We start from the raw sequence: 23,118 nt of genomic DNA, 5'->3' as shown, positions 1-23,118 counted from the left end.
AGATCAGTTCAGGTCCTTGTCCTGCCAGTATTTCGTGCCCTGCAGGGTGGCCTGCAGCGCCAGACCGTTCTTCGTGATCTGGAACACCTCGACGCCCTCCGCCAGGTTGCCGGCGCCGGCGGCCGAGCCACCCTTTTCCCCGGATTGGGCCGCGGCATCGGCCTGGGCGCTGAAATCCCAGCCCTGCTCCAAAAAGGCCTGCAACTTGTCCTTGTCATTGAAGACAAACACGGCGCGAAAATCCTTTACGCCGAGACCGATCCCGAGGCCCGCCGAGCCCATTTTCATGTAGGTCTCGGTATCCTTGAGCAGACCCTTCTGCACCACGATTCCATGGCCGCCGGCAAAGCTGGCCAGCACCAGATTGACGCCGACATTGGAGAACACGGCGTAGCCCACCGACTGCTTGATCTTGGCCTCGGCGCCGGGATTCAGCTTGTAGAGTTCAGCGAGCACTTCGTCTTTTGTTTGGTGAATTTTGGCCCGCTGTTCGTCGGGCGAATCTTTGGCCTGGCTGAGCGAAGCGGCGGCGAAAAGGCAGAATCCGAGCAGGATCCGGCCGAGGGCGGTTGGCTGGGTGAGGTTCATGGTTGGGCGGGGAGAGGAAGAACGGGAAAACTGTCCACCGGCGGCGGGTTCAGCGGATCAGCATGTAGCCCAGGCGGAGTTGCCAGGGCGTGTGCAGGTTGTAGGTGCGGAGGGACTCCGTGTAGCCGTTGAAATACTGCAGGTGAATGAAGCCCTGGGCCCACCCCGTCGGCGGGTGATCGCCGAGGATCCGGCGCAGCGGATACGAGCCATCCACCAGGATGCTGCCGCGGCCGGAGCTGCCGAGCCGGACGGTCGTCGCCAGTTTCCAGGAGTCAGGGTTCTCCACATAGAAGAGGTAGTCGCCGTAACCGCGATAGTCGGGGAGATCCTGGTCCTCGGATTTCTCGATGTAGGCGTAGAGCTTGGGCGAGAACACCGCCGTCCAGCCGTCGGCCAGGGCCCACTGCAGGGTCGGCCGGAACACCAGCAGGTTCATGCTGCGGCTGGCCGTCCCGCCCTGGCCGTTGGATTCGTGCTCGATGCCGGCGGCGTAGCCCAGCCGGGCGCCAAACAGGGTCCGGCCGGTGTCGTGGCGCTGATAGAGCAGAGTCGGCTTGTAGCTCGTGTCGTAGAAGGGCTTCGAGTCGGACTCGAGGTCCCAGAGCGAAGTCTGGGTGAAACCGCCATAGAGGTTCCCGAGGAAGGACCCGGGCAGGTCGATCCCTTCGTCCGGGGGGCCGAAGGGCCGGAATTTCAGGCTCAGCTGAAACCGGGCGTTCACGATCTTGTGGAAACCCAGGGAAAAATAAACCGGCTCGTACGGGAGCACGCCCAATGGCCGGCGCTTGGTGATGGCCGCGGGTGTGACCGCGTCACCGGGGGCCTGCGCGATGGCCGGCGCGGCGGGTGCCGGCGCGGGGGACGAAAGATCGGGGGCCGGCAGCACCTCGACCGCGATCCGGCCGTAAGTGTCGTCTTCCGCGGCGAGGATGCCCAGGCCTTTGGCTTGGAGCGGCACCAGCATCGCGTAGCGCATCCGGGCAAAGCCGCCGGCCGGGACCATCACGGCTCCTGACTCAGCGGCGGCGCGGGTGAGCGCGAAGGCCCGCGCGCCGAGCGGTGTGGCCGCCACCAAGGGCAGCCGCGCGGGGGTGTCCACGGTGGCCGGACTGCTGCCGCTGTTGGTGATGAGCAGGTCGATCTCCAGCATCGTGCCGGCGACCACCGGCCCGGCTGGGGACTGCAGCGCCTGCGTGAGCTGGGCCGGCGCCGCCCGGGCGTCGGTAGCGCAAGGCAAAAAACCCAGGGTCAGGACCACGAGGACGGTGCGGGGGAGGTGGATTGTCATGGCAAGGGAGTGGCGGGGTCTCGTGATTCGGTTGCCCGCAGCAAACCGGCGGCCTCCCGGTGCTGCGGATCCAGCTGCAGCGCGCGCAGCGCGGCGTTCCGCGCTCCGGCGCGATCCCCGCGCCGGGCGAGCACGGTGGCCTGGGCAAAAGCGTAGTCGGCGGATTGGGGCTGGAGCTTTTCCGCCCGGGCCAGCGCCTCGGTTGCCTCGGGGAGTTTCTCCTGGCTGGCGAGCAAGAGCCCCAGGTTGTACCACGCCTGGTCCAGCTGCGGTTCCCGGTTCACAGCCTGTTCCAGCCATCCGGCGGCCCGGTCCGGCTGGCCGGCCTCCGCCCACGCCAGGCCGGCGCGCATCGCCTGGGCGCCGTCGGTCGCCGCCAGTTCCGCGGCGCGCTGGATGCGGGCGGCCGCTTCCGCGGTTTTGCCGTCGGCGGAGAGGAGCAGGCCGAGCGCGTCGTGAAAACCCGCCGAATAGGGATCCCACTGGATCGCGAGCGAGATTTCCTTCCCGGCCTCGGCGCGCTGGCCGCGGTCCGCCCAATCGGTACCGAGCCGATAACGCCCGAGCGGCTGGTCGAGATCCAGGGCCAGGTGGGCGTCCAGTTCCCGCCGGGCCGGGGCATCGGGGGCGAGTTCCGGCGACAAGGCCCAGGCGGCGTCGAGCCGCACCAGGCGGACCGGATCCTGCAGGAGGGGTCGCACCTGCTCGGCGGTGCCAGGGAGGGTGGCCAGCAGGCGCACGGCGGCCGCGCGCTCGAGCGGGTCGGCGGCCCGGCTGGATTGCAGCGCGGCCGCCTGGCCGTCGTGGTCACCACGCTCCGGCAGATCGACCAGGAGGGAAAGGTAGGTGGCCCGCCAAGCCGGAATATCCTCAAACCGGAGCAACGCGTGCAGCGCCCGGGCGGCGCCGGGCCGGACCGATTGGGCCCCGGCCACGGCCCGGGCCCGGGCCCGTTGCCGCGAGTTCAGCTTGTCGCCATACCATTCATCGGCCTTGGCGATGTTCCATTCCAGGGTCTGGTCCGTGTGGCACGTGCTGCAGGCATTGGGAATGCCGAGTTCCTGCGTCAGCAGCGGATCGGGCTTGAGCCAGCCGTGATCATGGCGCGCAGCGCGCTGCATGTAACGGGTTGTCGGCATGTGGCAGGCGACGCAGGAGTTGCCGGTGCTGCCGGCGGCGTGGTGCGAATGCGCGGTGGGGTCGATAGCGATCGCCTTGGTGCCGTTCGGTTGGACGCGCCCGGGCGCGGCGTGGCATTGCAGGCAGAGCTGGTTGTCCTGCACCGGCAGGATGGTCCGGTTGGTGTGCGGATCGTGGCAGTCGAGGCACGTCACGCCGGCGTGGGCCATGCGGCTGAGTTGCACGGAGGTCCAGTTGAAGACCTCGTCGCGCTGCTGGCCGTCGGGGTAATAGGTGGCCGGATCCACCGGCAGCACCATGCGGTGGTGTTGGGCGTAGTCGTCCCCCGGCTGGAATTGGTCGGTCAGAAGCTGGTTGCGCGCGTGGCAGGGAGCACAGGTCTGCATCATCTTCTGGCGGTCGCCGAAGAATGGCGGTTGCGGCTGGGCCGGCCCCGTTCGCTTGGGTCCCTGGCCGTGGTCGCCCAGAGTCGGGCCGTGGCACTGGATGCACCCCACGCCGTGCTCGACCCAGGTGGAGCGGTAGCTGTCGGTGGCCGCGGTGTAGTTCTTGCGATAGCCCGTCATGTGGCATTGGGCGCACATGGAATTCCAGTTCATCCCGCGTCCGGTCCAATGGCCCCACTCCCCGGCCTGCCGGTTCTCCGGGCCGAAGACGTTGAACCATTCGTGCTTCACCGGATCGTAGGCCAGTTCGTGCGGCTGCCAGCGTCCGCCCGGGGCCGGCAGCAACGGCTGCCAAAGCGGCTTGTGGCCCAGGATGAACTCGGGTGCCGTGCCCGGGCCCACGCCCGCAGGCGGGTGAAACGACGCGAAGGCGGCGGCATCCGCCGGCGGATCCACCGGCCGGTTGGCCAGGGCATGGTCGGTGGTCGACCAGGCTTGGAAGATTTCGGCGTGGCATTCGCGACAGGAAGCCGAGGTCTGGGCCACCGCAGACGCCACCGTCGCCGGACGGACCGCCGGCCGACTGCAGCCGCCGGCGATAAGCAAAACACCCACTGTCAGGCCAAGGGTCCTGCAGTGGGTGGGAGGGGGGAACATACGGCGGTGGTGCAGCTGGTCGGAACGTGGATCCCGCCCAGTTCGCCGCGTTTACTGCAGGTCAAAGACGACCTTGCCGAGTTCGCCGGTGAAGCGAGCCGGGACGTCGTAGGACAAGTCCACCGGCGTGCCGGTGTCTTCGCCGATGTCCAAGGTCTCTTCCGTCGAGAAGCGGAAGGGTACGGTCCTGCCGATATGGCCCTCTGCGACCACCTTGCCATCGGCCGTGATGGCTACCTTGCCACCCTTGCCCATGCCGCCACCGTCGTAGGTGAAGCTCATGACCAGCTTGTGCTTCCCCGCGGGGAGCGGATCCGGGGAGATGAAGCGCCACCGTTCACCATTGGTGAAGCTGTAGCTGAACACCGGTTTGCCTTGTTCGAAGTAGAAAGCGTACCCAGCCAGGATGCCGCCCTGGGTGGCGATTACCCCCGACTCGTTGCCCTTCAGGGTGACGTCGGTGGTGATGCTCCACGAGCGGTTCTTGATCGGTGGCGCCGTGCCCTCAGGGATGCGCTTCAGGCCCGCCATGTAGGAGAAAGTCTTGCGGTCGCCGGTCATGCTGGGGCGGATGCCTTCGCCGAAACGCTCGGCCGCCGAAGTCTGGATCGGCAGCACGTTATACTTGGCGGCTTCGGCATAAAACCGCACCTGCATCTCGCGCAGCTTTTCCGGCATTTGTTCAGCCAGGTTCTCCGCCTGGGAGAAGTCCTGGTCGATGTGGTAGAGCTCCCACTTGGTCGTGAGCACATCGACGTCGGTGCCGACGCCGCTCCACGGCAGCCGGAACGGGTGGGTGCCCGCAAACCAGCCGTCGTGGTAGATGCCCGAGTTGCCGAAGATCTCAAAATACTGGGTCTTGCGGCGGTCCTCTGCCTTGGCGTTGTCGAAGGTGTAAACCATGCTGGTGCCCTCGATCGGGTGCTGGTCCGTGCCATTCACCGAGGTCGGCTGGGGCAGACCGGCCGCCTCCAGAATCGTGGGGACAATGTCGATGACATGGGAGAACTGCGAGCGGATCTCGCCCCGGGCCTTGATGCCCTTCGGCCAGGAAATGACCAAGCCGTTGCGCGTGCCGCCGAAGTGGCTGGCCACCTGTTTGGTCCACTGGAACGGGGTGTTGGTCGCCCAGGCCCAGGGCACACCGTAGAGATTCGAGGACTTCCAGCCGCCCATGTCGTCCATGTTCTTCTCGAGATAATCGAGGGTCTCGGTGCTCTGGGAAACGATGTTCATGTCGTTGAAGACGCCCTGGAGGGTGCCTTCGCCGCTGCCGCCGTTGTCACCAATGATGAAGATTACCAGCGTGTTTTCGGTCTGGCCGAGATCGTCGATGGCCTGGAGCACGCGGCCGATGTTGTAGTCCACCTGGGAAAGCTGGCCGGCGGCGACTTCCATCATGCGCGCCATCACCCGCTTCTGCCGGTCGCTCATCGAATCCCAGCTCGGCATCTCAGGCGGCCGCGGCGTCAGCTTGGCATCGGCCGGGATGATGCCCATCTGTTTCTGGCGGGCGAAGGTTTCCTCGCGCAGCTTATCCCAGCCCTGGTCAAACTTGCCCTTGTACTTGGCGATCCACTCCGGCGTCGCATGCTGCGGGGCATGGATGGCGCCCGGGGCGATGTAGCAGAGAAAGGGTTTCTCGGGCGCCACGGTTTTCTGCATCTGGATCCAGCTGATCGCCTGGTCGGCCAGGTCATAGTCCAGGTTGTAGTTGGGTTTGCCGACATGGGGCTCGATCGGCGTCGTGCCGTCATAGAGCGCGGGCCGCCAGTTGTTCGCCACGCCGCCGAGGAAGCCGTAGAATTTCTCGAAGCCCATGCCGGTGGGCCAGCGGTCGAAGGGGCCCGCCTGGGTGGACTCCCAGTCCGCCACGTTGTGGTTCTTGCCGAACCAGGCCGTGTTGTAGCCATTGAGTTTCAGCATCTCGCCGATGGTGGCCATGTCTTTTCCGACCAGGCTGTTGTAGCCATCGTAGCCCGTGGCCATTTCCATCACGACGCCGGTGTGCGCCGTGTGGTGGTTGCGCCCGGTGATCAGCGCCGCGCGCGTCGGGCTGCAGACCGCGGTGGTGTGAAAGCGGTTATAGCGCAGCCCGTTGTCGGCCAGCTTTTGGATGTTGGGCGTGCTGATGGCCCCGCCGAAGCTGCTGGAGGCGCCGAAGCCCACGTCGTCGAGCATGATCAGGAACACGTTCGGGGCCCCTGCCGGAGCGGTGACCGGGCGCGGGAACACCCCCTTGGAGTCCTTGGAGCGCAGGCCCACCACGCTTTGGTTTGGTTCCGGGGCGATGGGGAGCACCGTCCGGTTGATGGAGGGAACGGGCGCGGTGGTGGCGTGGGCCACGGCACTGAATAACAGCACGGTGAGTCCGAGCAGGGGGGATTTGTTCATGGCTGGGTGGAGGGAAGAAAGTGAAAGCAAGCGGCGGGTCAAAACCCGACTAGCTTGTAGCCGGCCTCGAGGCCCCAGGAGCCGGGGCGGTCGCGCCCGGCGAAAACCGTGGGCTTGACGAAGAGGATCGCATTGCCGCCAAACGCCTTTCCGACCACGCGACCGTAGGTGACCGCCAGGCTGAGGTATTCCTTGTTGGCCTGCCAATCGACATTCAGCGCCGGATCGAACGTCACCAGGTTCCGGGGATCGGCGAACTTAGGCACGTAGTAGAAATCAAAGGTGGTGGCGTTGACCTTGGCGCGCAGGGCGTCGCCCCAGAGGCGGTTGCTCTGGACGATGGCCGGGGCAAAGATGCCGCCGGGGAGGAAGCGGGCCATGATCAAGGTACCTTTGAAGACGTTCTGACCGGTGCCGAGTTCGCGCCGGGACGCGGTGTCGAAGATCATTTCGCCCATCGCCACATAACCGCCGGCCTTGGTCAGGCCGAAGACATGGCCCAGTTGCAGGGAGGCATCCCCGATCCCGTGGCTGGAGTTGCCTTGGCCACCCAGGGTGGCGACCGGCACCTGATAGCGCAGCTTGTAGCTGTGCCTCGGGCCCAGCGGCTGGGTGAAGTTTATGCGCAGCGTACCGCTGCTGACGCCCCGGTTCAGGTCGATGTATTCGTACTTCGCCTCAAGCGTGTGCAGCAATTTGGTCGGGTCGGTGCCGTTTTCCACCGAGACTACCTGCGCGGGGCCCGGGGAAGTTTCAGCCGCCGCGAGGACAGCTATGACCAGACCGCTGAGCGCCGCGAAACGAATGGGATGCATGCTGAATAAGTGACCATGTGGCGCATGCGTGGAATGCGTTCTGGTGCGAATGAAACAGGTGGGTGGATGCGGTGGGAGAAGCGCCGATAGTTTGTAAGTCGTTGATACGATTAGCACCAGACATTGGATGCACAAACACTTAATATGCGGCTAACACGGCGGAATGTTACATCCGGAGGAGGCCACTCGCGTAGGCCGAAGCGTTTGTCGATTGGCCTACGGCTGCAAGGTCTCCGCTCTATGAAGCGGCCCCCATGATCTTCTCGCGCAGGTGCGTGCAGCGGGTCTTCGACTCCGCATTGCGCACGGCCATGCCGTAGGCGGCGGGTTCGCCGACCACGAAGACCTTCTTCCGGCCGCGCGTGATCGCCGTGTAGACCAGGTTGCGCTGCAGCATCATGAAATGGCCCTTGAGCAGCGGGATGATGACGACGGGGTACTCACTGCCCTGGGACTTGTGGATGCTGATGGCGTAGGCGAGGGCGGTGTCGCCAAGCTCGCCGCGCTCGAAGACGTGACGCTCGCCGTCGAAGTCGGCGAGGAGCGTGCCCTTGGCCAGGTCGACGCTGACCACGGTGCCGATGTCGCCGTTGAAGAGGTTTTTGTCGTAGTTGTTGCGCAGCTGGATGACCTTGTCGCCGGCGCGGTACTCGCCGCTGATCGTCTTGATGCCCGTCGCGGCGCGGGTCTCGCTCCCCGCGGACCGGCCGTAGGAAGGACGGGCGACCGGGGCCGCGGGATTGAGGGCGGCTTGGAGCTGCGTGTTGAGGTTGGCCACGCCGGCCACGCCCTTGTGCATCGGGGCGAGGACCTGCACGTCGGTGATCGGATTGAACCACTTGAAATGCTGCGGGATGAAGGTCGTGCACAGCTCGATGACCTTGGCGAGGCAGTCCTCGGCGCTGGAGGCGGCGATGAAGTTGAGGTCGCTCCAGGCCTGGGCCTTGGCGACCTCGCTGACGACGGGGGGCGGGGAGTTGACGCCCTCGTTGATGGCGTGGGCGGTCGTGACGATGGCGCTCTCCTTGCCCTGGCGGTAGACGAATTGGAGGCGCGTGACGGGAATTAATGGAGGCGGGGTGCCCTCACCCCGCGGGAGGGAGGCCTCGCGGGGTGAGGGCACCCCGCCTCCAATGGCGATCAGGTCCTTGAGCACGTTGCCGGCGCCGACGCTGGGGAGCTGGTCGATGTCGCCGACGAGGAGGAGGTGGGCGCGGACGGGCACGGCCTGGAGCAGCGCGGCGGCGAGGCGCGTGTCGAGCATCGAGGACTCGTCGACGATGAGGAAGTCGGTGGCGAGGGGCTTGGACTCGTTGTGCAGGAAGCCGCCGCGCGCCGGATCGAAGGCGAGCAGGCGGTGGATCGTGGAGGCGAAACCGCCGGTGGTCTCGGCGAGGCGCTGGGCCGCGCGGCCGGTGGGGGCGGCGAGGGTGACCCGCACCTTCTTGGCCTTCAGGATATCGACGAGGGCGCGCAGGATCGTGGTTTTGCCGGTGCCGGGTCCGCCGGTGAGGATCGTGGCCTTGTGCGCGAGGGCGTGGGAGATAGCCGTGGATTGCAGCGGGTGGAATTCGAAGCCGGCCTTGTCCTGCGCCCATTTCACGGCGGCGTCGATCTTGATGGCCGGCAGGCCGGAGTTGACGGCGGTGAGGCGATGCACGACCTCGGCGATCTTGCGTTCGAAGCGGTCGTTGTGGGGGAGTTGGAGGAAGGCGGCGTTTTTTGTAGCCGGGCTCGGTGAGCCCGGTCCGGGGTCAGCGACCCCGGCTACAGCGGGCAGATGCTGCACCAAATCCTTGGCTTTGATCAGCGCGTCGATGCGGGCCTCGATGCGGTCGGAGGAGGTTTCGAGGAGGTTGGCGGTGTAGGTGACGAGTTCGCCGCGGGGGTAGGCGGTGTGGCCCTCTTCCTCGAGGGTCTGGAGCGCGTAGATCAGGCCCGCGTCGAGGCGGGGCGGGGCGTCGTTGGCGAAACCGAGGTTGATGGCGAGGCGGTCGGCGGTCTTGAAACCAATGCCGTCGATCTCGCGGGCGAGCTTGTAGGGCTCGGCCTGGATGATCTTTTGGGCGGTGGCGTCCCATTTCTTGACGATGCGCACGCACTGCGAAGTGGTGACGCCGTAGGTCTGGAGGAAGATGTGGACCTCGCGCAGGGTTTTCTGCTCGTCCCAGGCCTTCTTGATGGAGGTGGCGCGGACCTTGCCGATGCCCTCGACCTTGCGGAGCTTGCCGGATTCCTCGCTGAGGATGCGGAAGGTGTCGGTGCCGAAGGCGTCGACGATCTTGTTGGCGTAGACCTTGCCGATGCCGGGAACGAGGCCGCTGCCGAGGTATTTGCGGATGCCGTAGACGGAGGAGGGGAGTTCGCTCTGGAAAGTGGCGACCTTGAACTGGGCGCCGTGCTGGGCGTGCTTGGTCCATTCGCCGGTGAGCTGGAGCGTCTCGCCGCATTGGACGCCGGGGAGCGGGCCGGTGATGGTGACGGTGGCATCAGCCCCCTTCACGCCGTCGGGTTTCAACTCCGCGATGGTGTAGTGGTTCTCCTCGTTGAAGAAGATGATGCGCTCGAGGACGCCGGTCAGGGAGACGGTGGAGGAGGGAGCGGCCACGGATAAAACGGATAAGCACGGATGGGGGGAAGGGAAGCGCGGAACGTGGCCAGCCCCGCACCAGCCGTCGCCGAGCCTATGGCTGGCAGGCAAAAATCACAAAAAAACAGGTGGTCGGTCCAAAGGGGGCCGGGCCGGGCGGTGCAGGACGGGTTGACCGGAGCGGCGGAGCCCGGCAGGTTCCCGCGATGAAAACGCAGGTCTGGGTCTATGCGGCGGCGGGGTACAACGTGGCGCTGGCCTTGTTTCACCTGGGCTTCTGGCGGATGTTTCGGTGGTCGGAGGAGCTGCCCAAGTTGCACCCGGTGAACCGCGGTGTCATGCAGGTGCTGAACCTCATGCTGATGGCCTTCCTGCTCTTGATGGCGGCGGTGCAGGTGTTGAATGCGGCGGAGCTCACGAGCACGCCGCTGGGACGCCTGCTGGTGGCCGGGTTGGCGGCGCTCTGGGTGCTGCGGGCGATCCTGCAACCGCTCTTCTGGCGCACGGCGTCGAAGGGGACGAACGCGGCGTTCATCTGTCTGTTCATGCTCGGCGCGGGGCTGCATGCGCTGGCCTTCCAACCCTGAACGCCATGCTGCATTTCGAAGATCTGAAGGTCGGGGAGAAATTTAATACGGCGGAGCACACCGTGACGGCGGAGGAGATCATCGCGTTCGGCCGGCAATACGATCCGCAGCCGTTTCACACGGATGCCGAGGCCGCGAAGGGGACGCTCTTCGGCCAGCTCGTCGCCAGCGGCTGGCACACGGCGGCGGTCAGCATGGGGTTGATGGTGCGCGGCGAGATGGGGCTCGACGGCGGGGTGATCGGCCAGGGAATCGAGGGGTTGCGCTGGCCCCGCCCGGTCAAGCCGGGGGATCGCCTCCGCGTCGTGATGGAGGTGGCCGGACTCGAGCCGCATCCGGTGCGCGCGGCGTTCGGGCAGCTGCGGCTGTCGTGCCGCACCCTCAACCAGGACGGCAAGGCCGTTCAGGAGATGACGGCCAACCTGCTGGTGGCGCGGCGGCCCGCCTGACTTTATGCAAACCGCCGCACTCATCGTCACGGGCCTCGTCGCCCTGCTGCACGTCTATTTCCTGGTGCTCGAGATGTTCCTGTGGACGAAGCCGTACGGGCGCCGCGTGTTCAAGCTGACGGAGGAAAAGGCGCAGGCGACGAAGGCGCTCGCGGCGAACCAGGGGCTGTACAACGGGTTTCTCGCGGCAGGGCTGGCATGGGGGCTTTCGCTCGGCGCGGACGGTTATGCGATCCGGTTGTTCTTCCTGGGCTGCGTGATCATCGCGGGAATCTTCGGTGCGGCCACAGTCGGACGGAAGATCCTTTATGTGCAGGCGCTGCCGGCCGCGCTGGCGGTGGCGCTGGGGTGTGCGGCGTGAGGTGGAATGCACTGCCCTTAGGGCGGTAGCTGTGGCGGAGAGGAGGACCAGCAGCGCGTTGGGGCAACGCGCTCCACCTACAGCCCGAGTTCGCGGGCGACCTCGGGCAGGTTGGCGCAGACGCGGGTGGCGCCGGCGGCGCGGAGTTCCGCGGCGTCGTGCGTGCCGGTCGTGACGCCGATGAAGGCCAGGCCGGCGTGTTGGGCGGTCTGGACGTCGAAGGGGGAGTCGCCGACCAGCAAGGTCGTGCCGGGCTGGGCGCCGAGCTGGGCCAGCACTTGCCGGGTCCAGGCGGGATCGGGTTTCAGCCAGGGAGTGTCGGTGGCGCCGAAATTCCCGTCGAGCAGGGGCGTGATGCCGAGGTGGTCACAGGTCAGGCGGGAGGAGGGGCCGTGTTTGTTGGTGAAGACGGCGGTGCGGGTGCCGTGTTGCCGGAGGGCGCGGAGCAGCTCGAGGACGCCGGGCAGGAGATCGACATCCTGGAGCATCGTGGCGTCCCAATAGGGCCGGTAGACGGCCAGCGCGGCCGCCTTGAGTTCGCGCCCGACCAGGCGTTCGGCGGCCAGTTCGACGCCGCCGCCGACGGCCGCACGCACCTGGGCCATGGTCGGGGGGGGCAGGCCGAGGGTGGTCATCGCGTGCGTGTGGCAGCGGTGGATCGCCCGGAAGTGGTCGATCAGGGTACCGTCGAGGTCAAAGAGGGCGCAAGCGGGGAGCATGACAGGGTCACAAGCATCGCGTGGGCCACCGCCGGCGGGCGAGGCAAAAGCCATTGCATCCCTTGGCAAAAAGGCGTCGGACCAAAGGCATTTTTAAACCGGTTGGCCGGCCTTTGAGCTCAGGGTTGCGCTGGCGGCGGGGAACCGCAAACCTGTCGGGACCATGGAATCGCTCAACTCCCTCCTGCCGATCATCCAGCTGGCGATCACGCCGGTCATCCTGATCTCGGGCATGGGCGCGCTCATGATCACGCTCACCAACCGCATGGCCCGCATCGTGGACCGCACGCGGGTGGTGGCCGAGCTGATGCCGGCCGCCGATGCGGCCGAGCGGAAGCACCTCGAGAGCCAGCTCGACATCATGTGGAGCCGGGCGCTGCTGATCCGCCGGGCGGTGACCTCCAACGGGCTGAGCATGCTCCTGTCCTGCCTGCAGGTGGTGGCGCTCTTCGGGGCCGCCTTGTTCGGCTGGTCGATGAAGGGTGTCATCCTCGCGCTGTTCGCCGCGAGCATCCTGCTGCTCACGGCCTCGCTGGTGGATTTCCTGCGCGACATCTTCGTGTCCCTGCACGCCCTGCGGCTGCAGGTGGACCGGGCCCGCGCGCGGCCAGCCACGCAGGCCCCCTGGCCGGGAAAATCGGACGGCCGGTCATGACGAACTCGCGTTGGGAGATCCTGCTCGACGGGCTGGTGAAGCGGGCGCTGTTCTGGTCGCCGCTGCGGTCCTACCTGCTCTACAAGTACCGGTACGCCTTCACGCCCGGGCAGCTCGCCCGGCTGACGCTGCTGGCCACCGAGGCGGCGGCGGCGGACGGGGATTTCTGCGAGATCGGTTGCTACCGGGGTTACACGACGGTGTTCCTGAACCGGCACCTCGACGCCATCGCCCCGGCCAAGCGTTACTGGGCGATCGACACCTTCGGGGGATTCGTGGCGGCCGATGTCACCCACGAGCAGGCGGTGCGGGGCAAGTCCGGCCGGGAGGAACGGCGCGCGCTGGACAAGTTCACCGTCAACTCGCGGGCCTGGTTCGAGGCCAACCTGCGGGCCAACGGCATCACGCGGGTCCGCACCCACGCGGCGGCCGTCCAGGATTTTGATTTTCCCGCGGACACCCGCCTGTGTTTCGCCCTGCTCGACGTGGACCTTTACCTGCCGACGGTCGCCGGGCTGGCGAAGCTCTGGCCCCGGCTCGCCCCGGGCGGTCTGGTGGTGGTCGATGACTGCCAGGCGGACCACGTCTATGACGGCTCACGGCAGGCGGTGGAGGAATTTTGTGCGCAGCACGGGATCGGTTACGAGCTGGTCGAGACCAAGCTGGCGGTGTTGCGCAAGCCGCGGGGGTAGCTTCGCGGCCCCTGAAGGTCGGAGAAAGCCCCGATAAGGGTACGGGAAAATCAGTCTGGCGCGACCGGCGATGGCGCACACACTGATCCCGTCCATGCCTGCTTTGCTCCAGACCGCCGCCCGTGCCGATGCCGTCCTTGAGGGGACGGCGCTCAAGGTGGCGATTGCGGGCGACTGGTCCATTGCCGGGCCGCGTCCGGGTTGGACGGCCCTGCTGGCCGGGCGGATGCCCAAGCAGGTGGTGCTGGAGGCCGCGGGGCTGGGGCACTGGGATAGCGCGCTGCTGCTGTTTGTCTTCGAGGTGCAGCAGTGGTGCCGGGTCACGGGCGCGTTTTGCAACACCGCGGCACTGCCGGAGCGCGTGCACCTGCTGCTGCGGCAGATGACGGTCTCGCACGAGACGAGCGTGCCCTTCGACCGGTCGGAGAACTTCTTCACCGCGGTGGGCGACGCCACCTTCGACGCCTGGCACAAGGCGCGGTCCTTCACCCATTTCTTCGGCGAGTGCGTCATCGGCATCGGGCGGGTGTTCAAGGCCCCGCGGCGTTTCCGCTGGGCGGATTTCGTGGAGGAGATGCAGCAATGCGGCGCGATGGCCCTGCCGATCGTGAGCCTGGTGAGCTTTCTCGTGGGCGTGACCCTGGCCTACATCGGCGCGCTCGTCCTGCGCCAGTACGGCGGGGACATCTATGTGGCGGACCTGGTCGGCCTGTCGATGGTGCGGGAGATGGGCGCGCTCATGACCGGCGTGGTGCTGGCCGGGCGCACCGGCGCGGCCTACGCGGCGACGCTGGGCAACATGAAGGCCAACGAGGAGATCGACGCCCTGGAGACGCTGGGCATCCCCGCGATCGATTTCCTGGTCCTGCCCCGGTTGCTGGCGCTCGCCGTCATGATGCCGCTGCTGACCCTCTACGCCAACGCCCTGGGCATCGTCGGCGGCATGGCGGTGGCCAGCTCCGTGCTGTCGATCCCCCCGGCGGCCTACTGGGTGGAGATGCTGACGATCGTCGACTTCTCGGACCTGTTCGTGGGCGTGGCGAAGGGCGGCACCTTCGGTCTGATCATCGGTTTGTCGGGCTGCCTGCGTGGCATGGAGGCGGAGCGCAGCGCCGCCGGCGTGGGCCGGGCCGCGACCTCGGCGGTGGTCACCTCCATTTTGCTAATCATCGTGGCCAACGCGCTGTTCGCCGTGGTCTTCGACATTCTCGGACTCTGAAGCATGAGGTGCGCAATCAATTATCCGAGGGGTGACGCGAGCGTTGGAACGCCGGATCGGGTGTTTCCCCTGATGCGGCCGGCAAACCGGCGGGGTTCGGCGACCCCGCCCTACAACAAGGCCAACCATGCCCGATAACTCCAATTCCGTGATCGAGGTGACCGGCCTCGAGTGCGGCTACGACGGGCAGACCGTGCTGAAGGACGTCAATTTCACGGTGAAGCGCGGCGAGGTGTTCTTCATCATCGGCGGCAGCGGCTGCGGCAAGAGCACGCTCCTGCGCAACCTGGTCGGCCTGCATGCCCCGCGGGCGGGGGACGTGAAGTTCTTCGGCAAATCCTTCACCGCCTCGGACCTCTCGACCCGGCGGACGCTGCTCAAGACCTTCGGCGTGCTCTACCAGGGCGGCGCCCTCTGGAGTTCGCTGACCCTGCGGCAGAACGTGGCGCTGCCCATGGAGGAACACACGGCGCTGTCGCCCCGTGAGATCGCGGAGCTGACCTGCCTCAAACTGGCGCAGGTGGGGCTCACGGGCTTTGAGGACTATTACCCCGCCGAGATCAGCGGCGGCATGCGGAAGCGCGCCGGCCTGGCCCGGGCGCTGGCGCTCGACCCGGACATCGTGTTCCTCGACGAGCCCTCGGCCGGGCTCGACCCGATCACCTCGCGCAAGCTGGACGAGCTGGTGCTGCAGGTGCGCGACAGTTTCGGCACGACGTTGGTCGTCGTCTCGCACGAGCTGGCGTCGATCTTCGGCATCGCCGACCGGGTGATCATGCTCGATCGCGGTGCCCAGGGCATCATCGCCGAGGGCGCGCCGGCCACCCTGGCCGAGTCCAGCCGCGACCCCCGGGTCACGGAGTTCCTGCTCCGGCGGGACCGCGTGCGCGTGCCCGGCACGCCGGCCGTTTGAAAATCCTGTCCATTTCCCGCCATAACGTTTAACCCCTCCTTCCCGTGAAGACCAAGGTCAGTCCAGCCGCCGTCGGTGTATTTGTGCTCGGGGCGTTCGCGCTCGGCCTGATCGCGCTCCTGTCGTTTGGCGGCATGAGCCTGTTCAGCAAGCCGCACCGCTTCACGGTCTATTTCGACGAGTCCATCCACGGCCTCGACCTCGGCTCGCCGGTGAAGCTGCGCGGCGTGCGGGTGGGCCGGGTGGTGGACCTGGCGGTGCATTACGACGACGTGGTGAAGCACTCCGTCGTGGTCGTCGTGTGCGAGCTCAACCGCAACGTCATCACCGACGAGAAGGGCGCCGACCTGAAGATCGCCGGCGAGGCCGACATCCAGCAGATGGTGGACGACGGTCTGCGGGCGCAGCTCGGCGTGCTGGGCCTCGCCACGGGCCTGCTGTTCGTGGAGCTGGATTTCGAGGACCCCGCCCTTTACCCCCCGCCCAAGCTCCGGGCGCCGGCCCGGTATGTCGTTATCCCGGCCATGCCCTCGGCCATTTCCGAATACCAGGAGAGCCTGAGTGAGATCCTGGCGGACCTGAAGAAGGTGGATTTCGCCGGCATTTCCCGCGAGGCCAAGACCCTCCTGACCACGGCCAACCAGAAAGTCGGCGAGGCCGACGTGAAGGGCCTGGCCGACAAGGTGGGCCGGGCGGCGGATTCCGTCACGGCCTTCGTGGAATCGCCCGCCGCGCAGCAGGCCTTCGCCCAGCTCAACGAGACCCTGGCCGCCACGAAGGCGGCGATCGAGCGGATCGACACGCAGGTCGGCCCGGTGAGCGACGAGTTGAAGCAGACCCTGGCGGCGGCGCAGACCGCCCTGAAGACCCTGGAGTCCACCGCGGCCACGACCCGGCGCTTCGTGCAGCGGCAGGGTGACGTGGGCGACGAGCTGACCACCGCGCTCCGGCAGGTGGCCGACGCCGCCGGCGCCCTCGAGACCCTCGCCAACGCCCTGGAACGCAACCCCAGCTCGCTGCTCGTGGGCAAGAAGAAGAAATCGGAGTAACGATCCGCCGGCGCCCAAGGCTTCGGCGCGACAATCCCGCGAAACCCTTACCACACCGAAAATGAATCCCCGCCTCGCCGTCCTCGGTCTTTTGTCCTCCGTCCTCGGTTTCACGTCCGGCTGCAGCCTGCTGCCCGAGCCGCAGGCGGACACGACGCGGTATTTCACCTTGAGCGGGATCCCGGCGGGTACGCCGGTGCCCGAGTCCCTGGGGGTGCGGCCGGTGCGGCTGGCCGGGCACCTGCGCAACCGCAGCATGGCGGTGCGGGTGTCGGAGAACGAAGTGATTTACCTGGACGACATCCGCTGGGCCGAGCCGGTGGACGAGGCGCTCACGCAGGTGTTGCGCAGCCGCCTGCGGCAGATTGCCGGCGGCGGGACCGTGACGGTTCAGATCCAGCGGTTCGAGCTGGTGCGGTCGGCCGGCAACACCGTGCAGCTGGTGGCGACCTACGCGATCACCCCGCCGGGGGGCGAGCCGCGGCCGGGCGAGTTCACGGCGGAGCGGCGGGTCTGGTCTGGGGGCGACACCGGGGCGCTGGTTGGGTTGCTGCGGCAGGCGGCCGACGACCTGGCGGAAGCCATCGCCGCCGCGGCCACGGCGAAGTAAAAGGCCCCGAAACCGGGGCCGGCGCCTGACGGCGTTCGGTCGGCGGCAGCCCGGGCCGGCAGAATCTCGCGCCGGACGCGGAATTTCCTTTCTCCCGGGGTAGGGGCGTGGCACGGTTCCGGCTCAAGAGGGGAAACCCACAACTCATGAAGAAATCCGGCTTTTCGGTTTTGCGCTTTGTGCTCAAGCAGACGTCCGACGGACGGCTGACCCAGGAAGTCCGGCGCTGCGGCGAATTTGCCGACGTGGAGGCCGCCTTTGACACCGCCCGCATGGAAGCCCTGCGGGAGTGGCAGGATGCGGTGAACCAGCCCGAGCTGAGCACGGCGCCCGGCCGTGTGGTCGAGATCAAGATCAAGGACACGGAGTGGGGCTACGAATTGAAGAAGGACCACCAAGTGGTCTCGCGCTTCTGGGTGCACGACACGGCCCCGGCGGTGATCCCGGGGGCTTAGCTGGCCTTTTGGCCGAGGGCAGGGTTACCTCGCGCGCGAGGAGATGACCTCATTCCGGTCAGGTCGGGCTCGCGTCTGCGGAATCACGTAACCCTGAAAATAGGCTGTCGCGGGAGGTCACAGGGCCGCGGGACCGGCTAGGCTGGGGCCGTGATGCCGCCGCCCATGATCCTGTGCATTGATGACGACACCCTGTTACTGGATTTTCTCGTGGCGCAAGTGGAGCTGATCATGCCGGCGGGGACGACGATCCTGCGGGCCACCACGGGCGCGGAGGGCTTGGATTGCGCGCTGAAATTCCGGCCGGACCTGGCCATCATCGACCTGGGGCTGCCGGACATGAGTGGCTTCACCGTGGCGATGGAGCTGGCGGCGACCACGGAGGCCTGCCGGATTTTGATGGTGAGCGGCAACCTGACGGAGACGGCCGCGAGCCGGATGTTGCACAGCCGCGTGCAGGGTTGCCTGCTGAAGTCGTCCGCGCGGGGGATCGAGCTGGTGCATGCGCTGCGGGAATTGGCGGCGGGCCGGGCCTACTTTTCCGGCGAGGTGCTGGCGGCGGTGGCGGCGGCCCGGCAGGAGCCGGGGCATTTCTCGAAAATCCTGTCCGACCGCGAGACCGAGCTGATGCCGTATTTCGGGTTCGGCTGGTCGCACGACCGGATCGCACAGTACACGCGGATCACGCCGGCCACGGTGCGCACGCATCACCAGCACATCCTGGAGAAGCTGGGACTGCACAGCCGGGAGGAACTGATGCGCTGGGCGATGAAGAAGGGGTTCGTGGATTTCCGGTATGAGCCCGCGGAGCCGTGGTCGAACGGCGTGCATGAAGGGGGAGACCGCTGGCCGGAATGGGCGAAACGCGGTACGTAAATTTACGTAATCCCGAGCGTTTCCTTCAGCCCCAAGACGCAGCCTGATTTTTCTGTTCGCCCGGGGGTATTCAAAGCCTTCGAGACGCAATCAACCACAACCAAAGAGGGTAGCATGAACACGGAAAAAAGCAGTACGCGGTCGAAGGCCATGATTTTGGCCTTCTTGGTGGCGCTGGTGGGATTGACCATCGCGCCGGGATTCCAGTGCACGCGTGAAGAGAATGCCGACGGCAGTTCAAAAACGACGGTGACTGTCTAGAAAACCCGCAGGCGACCGCTTCCAACGGTCGCCTGCGTCCCGAAAAAAATGAGACAACCTTGCCGACCGTTCGCGTTGATTGCGGTGAGCGTCAGCCTGCTGACCGCATGCAACTGGACCACGTTCCTCGCCTTTCGAGGTCAGATGCGGGCCATTTCCAAATTCACGGCTTGGGATGAAACGGCGGAGGGAGCATTGCTCTTTCGCGAGCCCCTTCTCTCGTTGGAGGACTTAAATGCGATCGGCATCTACCCGGAGGTGATTGATGCGGAAAATGCGGTGCTGCGTTACCGCCGGGTAAACGGCCCCGACGGATCCAGCGGCGACTTTGACTTTCGCATGAAGTTTTTGGGAGGACGGCTTTCAGCGCTGATATTTCCGCAGACATTGCTCGAGGGATTGGGAAGGCGGAACATCAGCGGTCTTTTCGCCATGATCGGAGGAAGCAATTCACCGGGTGCAGGAATTGACTCCGTACCGAAGTCCCAGTTGGTCGCGGTCGGGCTGTTTGATGGAACTGCCGAAGCGTTGGGGATGGAGGCCGCGATTGAGCTGGCGCCGGTGGATCGACGGAATCGTCCGATAATTTTGAAAATGAAAGAGCATGGTCGGAGCGATCGCTACGACCACTTTCACCTGAACATCCGACGGAGCGCCGAGTGAGTCAGGCCCGGGAAAGGGCTCGATTTGCTCGGGTCGATAAGCGAGCGCCTCGGCCTGACCCAGGCGCTCCGACAAGGAAAGGGCTTACTTCAGCGCGGCGGCGATGCGGGCGAGGGCGGTCTCGACGTTGGCGCGGGAATTGAAGGCGCTGATGCGGACATGGCCCTCGCCGCACTTGCCGAAGCCGGCGCCGGGGGTGCAGACGACTTGCGCTTTGTTCAGCAACAGGTCGAAGAACTCCCAGGAGTCACGGCCGGTGTTCACCCAGATGTAGGGGGCGTTGTCGCCACCGATGCAGGTGAAGCCGAGCTTGGTCATGGCCTCGCGGATGAGCTTGGCGTTGGCCAGGTAGAAGTTGATGAGGTCGCCCGTCTGCTGCTTGCCGGCCGGGGTGTAGATGGCGGCGGCGGCCTTCTGGATCGGGTAGGCGACGCCGTTGAACTTCGTCGTGTGGCGGCGGTTCCAGAGGGCGTGGACCGGGTGGGCGGCGCCGGCGGCGTCGTAGGCCATGAGGCTCTTCGGGACGACGGTGTAGGCGCAGCGGGTGCCGGTGAAGCCGGCGGTCTTGGAGAAGCTGCGGAACTCGATGGCGACCTCGCGCGCGCCGGGGATCTCAAAGATCGAGCGCGGGATCTGCGGGTCGCGGATGTAGGCCTCGTAGGCGGAGTCGAAGAGGATGATCGCCTTGTTCGCCTTGGCGTAGGCGACCCAGGCGGCGAGCTGCTCGCGGGTGGCGACAGCGCCGGTGGGATTGTTGGGGAAGCAGAGGTAGATCAGGTCCGTGGCCACGCCGGGGATGGCGGGCACGTAGCCATTGGCCGGGGTGCAATCGAGGTAGGTGATGCCCTGGTAACGGCCATCGACATTGGCGCCGGTGCGGCCGGCCATGACGTTGGTGTCGACGTAGACCGGGTAGACGGGATCGGGGATCGCGAGGCGGACGTCGGTGGCGAAGATTTCCTGGATGTTGCCGCAGTCGCACTTCGAGCCGTCGGAGATGAAAATCTCGTCGGCCGAGATCTCGCAGCCGCGGGCGGCGTAGTCGTGCTGGGCGATGGCCTCGCGGAGGAAGGCGTAACCCTGCTCGGGGCCGTAACCCTTGAAGGTGGCGCGGTTGGCCATCTCATCGGTGGCGGCGTGGAGGGCCTCGACGCACACGGGCGGGAGGGGCTCGGTGACGTCGCCGATGCCAAGGCGGATGACGGGCTTGTCCGGGTGGGCGGCGACATAGGCGTTCACGCGCTTGGCGATGTCGGCAAAGAGGTAGCTGGCCTTGAGCTTCGAGTAGTTTTCGTTGAGGCGGATCATGGTGGAAGAGGGGAGGATGAGTCTGAAAGTGACGGGGGAGAGGTGCGGGACCCCGCCTACGTTCCGCGGGATGCGGAACTTCGGCGCGGCTCGTCCCGGCGGGCCGGGACGAGGAGGCTTGATAAAGGGAACGGGGTCGGGTTATTCAAGTCCGTTCCCCCATGCAGAAAATCGAATCCATCACCGCCATGCGCGAGGCCGCGCTGGCGCTGCGCGCGGCGGGGCGCAAAATCGCGTTCATTCCCACCTCGGGGGCCCTGCATGCCGGGCATGCCAGCCTGATCCGCCTGGCGCGGGCGGAAGGGGCGGCCGTGGTCGTGTCGACCTTCGTGAACCCGCTGCAGTTCGGGCCGAGCGAGGATTACCAGAAATATCCCCGCACGCCGGCGGCCGACGGGATGCTGGCGGAGAAGGAGGGCGTCGAGATCCTGTTCACGCCGACGGCCGAGGAGATGTTTCCCAAGGGCTTTTCCACCTCGGTGCAGGAGGAAGCGGTCAGCAAACCCCTCTGCGGGGTGACGCGGGCGGCGCTGTTCCGCGGCACGCTCACCTGCTGGCTGAAGTTCCTGAATATCATCCAACCCGACCTCCTGGTGCTGGGCGAAAAGGACGTGCAGCAACTGGCCGTGGTCAAGAAAGCGGCGGCCGACCTCCTGCTGCCGCTGGCGATCATGACGGGTCCGTTGGTGCGCGACGCCGACGGCCTGGCGGTGAGCGCCCGCAACAATTACCTGACCCCGACGCAACGCGAGGAGGCGCTCGCGGTCGTCCGGGCGCTGCGCAAGGCCAAGGAGATGGTCGATTCCGGGGTGAAAATCTCCGACCGCCTCGTGGCCGAGGCCACGCACATCATCGGCCAGAAACGCCGGTTGCGCGTCATTTATATCTCCGTGGTCGACCCGCGCACGATGGAGCCGGTGCGCGAGATTGTGACCGGCCAGTGCCTGATGGCGGTCTCCTACTGGGTCGACGAGGTGCGGCTCACGGACAACATGCCGCTTTAGCCCGGCAAAGGGGCTGTGAATAACTTGTCAGCGGGTGTTGGCCTTCCCTCGGAAAACCGGGGTGGCCGGCAACTGTGAACAGTCTGGGGATGAGTGCGGCGCGGGGCGAATCCGCCTCTGCGGCACCCTGCTGCCTAGCGGGAGGCGCCGGATGAAACGGGCTAATGAGGGGTGAGTGGGTATTTCATAAAATACTGTCTACAAGTGAGCTGACTACTGCCCGGGGTAGGGACTACTCCTCGGCGGGCGGCGGGTGAAGGACCTGATTTTCCCCTGGTGGCGAACATGAGGGCCGAGGTCCCAGGGATGTAAAAGACGTCCGGGTACGGCGAAAAGGCGGCGTGACGATCGTGTGAATCGCGGCTGTGAAGAAGAAAGCGTTTTCGCCCGGGGCGACGGGCGACTGCGGGGTTGTATTTTCGCGCTATCTTTGTGACGACTGAGGTGTTGTGAGCGCCTCTTTCCCCGAAACCCCCCGCATTGCGATCATCGGCGCCGGAGCCCTCGGCTGCTATTACGGCGCGCGCCTGGTGAAGGCCGGCGAGGATGTCCATATTCTCGCCCGTAGCGGCCGGGCCGCCCTCACGGCGCAGGGTCTGAAGGTGAAAACGCCGACGGAGCGCATCACGGCGCGGAAGGTGCACATCTACGGCAGCAGTGCCGAGATCGGGCCGTGCGATTTGGTGATTATTGCCACCAAGGCGACGGCCAACGAGGCGCTGCGGCAGGTGCTGCCGCCGCTGCTCAAGCCCGACACGGTCGTGCTGACCCTGCAGAACGGCCTTGGCGTGGAGGAACCGGTGGCGGAAGTCGCCGGCCCCGACCGCGTGATCGGCGCGATCTGCTACATCGGCTGCGTGCGCACGGCGCCCGGCGTGGTGGCCTGTTCCTTTCCCGGGCTGATGACGATCGGCAAGTTCGGCAAGCCCGCCGGCGAGCGGACCCACGCGGTCGCGGCGTTGTGGCGGCGGGCCGGCGTGAAATGCACCGCGCAGGACAATCTGGAACTCCAGCGCTGGCACAAGCTGGTCTGGAACGTGCCCTTCAACGGCCTGGCGATCGTGGCCGGCGTGACGACCGACGTGCTGCTGGCCGACGAGGGCCTGCGCCTGCTGGCGCGGCGCATCATGGAGGAGGTGGTCGAGGCCGCCGCCAAGTTCGGCCATGAGATCCCGCGTTCGTTCGTGGACCTGCAATTCGAGCGCACCGCCAAGATGGCCGCTTACCGGCCGTCCAGCCTGATCGATTTTGAGGAGGGCCGTGACCTGGAGATCGAGGAGATCTGGGGTGAGCCCGTGCGCCGGGCGAAGTCCGTCGGCGCCGCCGTGCCGCGCATGGAGATGCTGTACTGGCTGATCAAGCAGCGCATCGCCCAGCGCAACGCGCAGCTGAAGGCGAAGGCGCGCAAGCGCTGAGGAGCGGCGGCTGGTTCGTGG

At 66.4% G+C, this 23,118-nt stretch carries 23 protein-coding genes; 14 read left to right on the top strand and 9 right to left on the bottom strand.

The window, feature by feature from the left end; translation table 11 throughout:
- Positions 1 to 3: 3 nt before the first annotated feature.
- The 6 genes from Verru16B_RS03365 to recD2 all read right to left on the bottom strand — a co-directional run bounded on the left by Verru16B_RS03365 (position 4) and on the right by recD2 (position 9,879).
- A complete protein-coding gene (locus Verru16B_RS03365; protein WP_069960957.1) occupies positions 4 to 588 on the bottom strand; it encodes a lipid-binding SYLF domain-containing protein in 585 nt (194 codons plus the stop codon).
- Between the two features lie 49 nt (positions 589 to 637).
- On the bottom strand, positions 638 to 1,879 hold the full coding sequence (locus Verru16B_RS03360; RefSeq protein WP_069960956.1) for a phospholipase A: 1,242 nt from the start codon (positions 1,877 to 1,879) through the stop codon (positions 638 to 640).
- Entirely contained in the window at positions 1,876 to 4,062 is a 2,187-nt protein-coding gene (locus Verru16B_RS03355; RefSeq protein ID WP_099093254.1) for a multiheme c-type cytochrome, read from the bottom strand. The genes Verru16B_RS03360 and Verru16B_RS03355 overlap by 4 nt, the downstream gene beginning before the upstream one ends.
- Before the next feature lie 51 nt (positions 4,063 to 4,113).
- Positions 4,114 to 6,456, bottom strand: a complete 2,343-nt coding sequence (locus Verru16B_RS03350; RefSeq protein WP_069960954.1) for an arylsulfatase — start codon at positions 6,454 to 6,456, stop codon at positions 4,114 to 4,116.
- A 38-nt stretch (positions 6,457 to 6,494) separates the two neighbouring features.
- The gene (locus Verru16B_RS03345) at positions 6,495 to 7,271 is read right to left on the bottom strand and encodes a hypothetical protein (RefSeq protein ID WP_157772166.1); all 777 of its coding nucleotides are present in this window, start codon (positions 7,269 to 7,271) and stop codon (positions 6,495 to 6,497) included.
- Between the two features lie 238 nt (positions 7,272 to 7,509).
- The gene (gene recD2, locus Verru16B_RS03340) at positions 7,510 to 9,879 is read right to left on the bottom strand and encodes an SF1B family DNA helicase RecD2 (protein WP_069960952.1); all 2,370 of its coding nucleotides are present in this window, start codon (positions 9,877 to 9,879) and stop codon (positions 7,510 to 7,512) included.
- 188 nt (positions 9,880 to 10,067) lie between these two features.
- Here recD2 and Verru16B_RS03335 point away from each other — a divergent pair, with 188 nt between their 5' ends.
- Genes Verru16B_RS03335 through Verru16B_RS03325 form a run of 3 tightly spaced genes read left to right on the top strand, consistent with a single transcriptional unit; the run spans position 10,068 to position 11,258 of the window.
- Positions 10,068 to 10,448, top strand: a complete 381-nt coding sequence (locus Verru16B_RS03335) for a hypothetical protein (protein ID WP_069960951.1) — start codon at positions 10,068 to 10,070, stop codon at positions 10,446 to 10,448.
- Positions 10,449 to 10,453: 5 nt separating this feature from the next.
- Positions 10,454 to 10,897 (top strand): MaoC family dehydratase, encoded by a 444-nt coding sequence (locus Verru16B_RS03330; RefSeq protein WP_069960950.1) that lies wholly within the window; start codon positions 10,454 to 10,456, stop codon positions 10,895 to 10,897.
- A gap of 4 nt (positions 10,898 to 10,901) precedes the next feature.
- Positions 10,902 to 11,258 carry a DUF1304 domain-containing protein gene (locus tag Verru16B_RS03325; RefSeq protein ID WP_069960949.1) on the top strand — a complete coding sequence of 119 codons (357 nt, stop codon included), beginning with the start codon at positions 10,902 to 10,904 and terminating at the stop codon, positions 11,256 to 11,258.
- 77 nt (positions 11,259 to 11,335) lie between these two features.
- On the opposite strand, the gene Verru16B_RS03320 is transcribed toward Verru16B_RS03325, so the two are convergent.
- On the bottom strand, positions 11,336 to 11,977 hold the full coding sequence (locus Verru16B_RS03320; RefSeq protein WP_069960948.1) for an HAD family hydrolase: 642 nt from the start codon (positions 11,975 to 11,977) through the stop codon (positions 11,336 to 11,338).
- 163 nt (positions 11,978 to 12,140) lie between these two features.
- Here Verru16B_RS03320 and Verru16B_RS03315 point away from each other — a divergent pair, with 163 nt between their 5' ends.
- The 8 genes from Verru16B_RS03315 to Verru16B_RS03280 all read left to right on the top strand — a co-directional run bounded on the left by Verru16B_RS03315 (position 12,141) and on the right by Verru16B_RS03280 (position 18,446).
- On the top strand, positions 12,141 to 12,632 hold the full coding sequence (locus Verru16B_RS03315) for a DUF2721 domain-containing protein (RefSeq protein WP_069960947.1): 492 nt from the start codon (positions 12,141 to 12,143) through the stop codon (positions 12,630 to 12,632).
- Positions 12,629 to 13,324: a TylF/MycF/NovP-related O-methyltransferase gene (locus Verru16B_RS03310; protein WP_069960946.1), complete on the top strand. Its 696-nt coding sequence runs from the start codon at positions 12,629 to 12,631 to the stop codon at positions 13,322 to 13,324. The genes Verru16B_RS03315 and Verru16B_RS03310 overlap by 4 nt, the downstream gene beginning before the upstream one ends.
- A 94-nt stretch (positions 13,325 to 13,418) precedes the next feature.
- Entirely contained in the window at positions 13,419 to 14,543 is a 1,125-nt protein-coding gene (locus Verru16B_RS03305; protein ID WP_069963584.1) for an MlaE family ABC transporter permease, read from the top strand.
- 127 nt (positions 14,544 to 14,670) lie between these two features.
- Positions 14,671 to 15,456 carry an ABC transporter ATP-binding protein gene (locus tag Verru16B_RS03300; RefSeq protein ID WP_069960945.1) on the top strand — a complete coding sequence of 262 codons (786 nt, stop codon included), beginning with the start codon at positions 14,671 to 14,673 and terminating at the stop codon, positions 15,454 to 15,456.
- 44 nt (positions 15,457 to 15,500) lie between these two features.
- Positions 15,501 to 16,505, top strand: a complete 1,005-nt coding sequence (locus Verru16B_RS03295) for an MlaD family protein (protein WP_069960944.1) — start codon at positions 15,501 to 15,503, stop codon at positions 16,503 to 16,505.
- A 61-nt stretch (positions 16,506 to 16,566) separates the two neighbouring features.
- Positions 16,567 to 17,115 (top strand): PqiC family protein, encoded by a 549-nt coding sequence (locus Verru16B_RS03290; RefSeq protein WP_069960943.1) that lies wholly within the window; start codon positions 16,567 to 16,569, stop codon positions 17,113 to 17,115.
- A 146-nt stretch (positions 17,116 to 17,261) separates the two neighbouring features.
- Positions 17,262 to 17,570: a hypothetical protein gene (locus Verru16B_RS03285; protein WP_069960942.1), complete on the top strand. Its 309-nt coding sequence runs from the start codon at positions 17,262 to 17,264 to the stop codon at positions 17,568 to 17,570.
- Between the two features lie 165 nt (positions 17,571 to 17,735).
- A complete protein-coding gene (locus tag Verru16B_RS03280) occupies positions 17,736 to 18,446 on the top strand; it encodes a response regulator (protein WP_069960941.1) in 711 nt (236 codons plus the stop codon).
- Between the two features lie 2 nt (positions 18,447 to 18,448).
- On the opposite strand, the gene Verru16B_RS03275 is transcribed toward Verru16B_RS03280, so the two are convergent.
- Complete coding sequence (locus Verru16B_RS03275; protein ID WP_157772164.1) at positions 18,449 to 18,658, bottom strand: hypothetical protein; 210 nt, start codon at positions 18,656 to 18,658, stop codon at positions 18,449 to 18,451.
- A gap of 133 nt (positions 18,659 to 18,791) precedes the next feature.
- Between Verru16B_RS03275 and Verru16B_RS03270 the strand changes: the two genes are divergently transcribed.
- Positions 18,792 to 19,370, top strand: a complete 579-nt coding sequence (locus tag Verru16B_RS03270) for a hypothetical protein (RefSeq protein ID WP_157772162.1) — start codon at positions 18,792 to 18,794, stop codon at positions 19,368 to 19,370.
- Positions 19,371 to 19,454: 84 nt separating this feature from the next.
- Here the strand turns inward: Verru16B_RS03270 and Verru16B_RS03265 are convergent, their stop codons facing one another.
- Entirely contained in the window at positions 19,455 to 20,678 is a 1,224-nt protein-coding gene (locus Verru16B_RS03265) for an LL-diaminopimelate aminotransferase (RefSeq protein ID WP_069960938.1), read from the bottom strand.
- A gap of 161 nt (positions 20,679 to 20,839) precedes the next feature.
- On the opposite strand from Verru16B_RS03265, the gene panC reads away from it, so the two are divergent.
- Both panC and Verru16B_RS03255 read left to right on the top strand, forming a co-directional pair.
- Entirely contained in the window at positions 20,840 to 21,682 is an 843-nt protein-coding gene (gene panC / locus Verru16B_RS03260) for a pantoate--beta-alanine ligase (RefSeq protein WP_069960937.1), read from the top strand.
- 449 nt (positions 21,683 to 22,131) lie between these two features.
- Positions 22,132 to 23,097 (top strand): 2-dehydropantoate 2-reductase, encoded by a 966-nt coding sequence (locus Verru16B_RS03255; protein ID WP_069960936.1) that lies wholly within the window; start codon positions 22,132 to 22,134, stop codon positions 23,095 to 23,097.
- The last annotated feature ends 21 nt before the right edge of the window (positions 23,098 to 23,118 follow it).

This window comes from Lacunisphaera limnophila, from assembly GCF_001746835.1.
GTDB classification, from domain to species: Bacteria; Verrucomicrobiota; Verrucomicrobiia; order Opitutales; family Opitutaceae; genus Lacunisphaera; species Lacunisphaera limnophila.
This window is presented reverse-complemented; position numbering and strand designations above follow the sequence as displayed.

Excerpts from the sequence above, each read along its gene's own strand:
- Verru16B_RS03365 (WP_069960957.1), bottom strand. The coding sequence starts at position 588 with ATGAACCTCACCCAGCCAACCGCCCTCGGCCGGATCCTGCTCGGATTC.
- Verru16B_RS03360 (WP_069960956.1), bottom strand. The coding sequence starts at position 1,879 with ATGACAATCCACCTCCCCCGCACCGTCCTCGTGGTCCTGACCCTGGGT.
- Verru16B_RS03355 (WP_099093254.1), bottom strand. The coding sequence starts at position 4,062 with ATGTTCCCCCCTCCCACCCACTGCAGGACCCTTGGCCTGACAGTGGGT.
- Verru16B_RS03350 (WP_069960954.1), bottom strand. The coding sequence starts at position 6,456 with ATGAACAAATCCCCCCTGCTCGGACTCACCGTGCTGTTATTCAGTGCC.
- Verru16B_RS03345 (WP_157772166.1), bottom strand. The coding sequence starts at position 7,271 with ATGCATCCCATTCGTTTCGCGGCGCTCAGCGGTCTGGTCATAGCTGTC.
- Verru16B_RS03335 (WP_069960951.1), top strand. The coding sequence starts at position 10,068 with ATGAAAACGCAGGTCTGGGTCTATGCGGCGGCGGGGTACAACGTGGCG.
- Verru16B_RS03330 (WP_069960950.1), top strand. The coding sequence starts at position 10,454 with ATGCTGCATTTCGAAGATCTGAAGGTCGGGGAGAAATTTAATACGGCG.
- Verru16B_RS03325 (WP_069960949.1), top strand. The coding sequence starts at position 10,902 with ATGCAAACCGCCGCACTCATCGTCACGGGCCTCGTCGCCCTGCTGCAC.
- Verru16B_RS03320 (WP_069960948.1), bottom strand. The coding sequence starts at position 11,977 with ATGCTCCCCGCTTGCGCCCTCTTTGACCTCGACGGTACCCTGATCGAC.
- Verru16B_RS03315 (WP_069960947.1), top strand. The coding sequence starts at position 12,141 with ATGGAATCGCTCAACTCCCTCCTGCCGATCATCCAGCTGGCGATCACG.
- Verru16B_RS03310 (WP_069960946.1), top strand. The coding sequence starts at position 12,629 with ATGACGAACTCGCGTTGGGAGATCCTGCTCGACGGGCTGGTGAAGCGG.
- Verru16B_RS03305 (WP_069963584.1), top strand. The coding sequence starts at position 13,419 with ATGCCTGCTTTGCTCCAGACCGCCGCCCGTGCCGATGCCGTCCTTGAG.
- Verru16B_RS03300 (WP_069960945.1), top strand. The coding sequence starts at position 14,671 with ATGCCCGATAACTCCAATTCCGTGATCGAGGTGACCGGCCTCGAGTGC.
- Verru16B_RS03290 (WP_069960943.1), top strand. The coding sequence starts at position 16,567 with ATGAATCCCCGCCTCGCCGTCCTCGGTCTTTTGTCCTCCGTCCTCGGT.
- Verru16B_RS03285 (WP_069960942.1), top strand. The coding sequence starts at position 17,262 with ATGAAGAAATCCGGCTTTTCGGTTTTGCGCTTTGTGCTCAAGCAGACG.
- Verru16B_RS03280 (WP_069960941.1), top strand. The coding sequence starts at position 17,736 with ATGATCCTGTGCATTGATGACGACACCCTGTTACTGGATTTTCTCGTG.
- Verru16B_RS03265 (WP_069960938.1), bottom strand. The coding sequence starts at position 20,678 with ATGATCCGCCTCAACGAAAACTACTCGAAGCTCAAGGCCAGCTACCTC.
- panC (WP_069960937.1), top strand. The coding sequence starts at position 20,840 with ATGCAGAAAATCGAATCCATCACCGCCATGCGCGAGGCCGCGCTGGCG.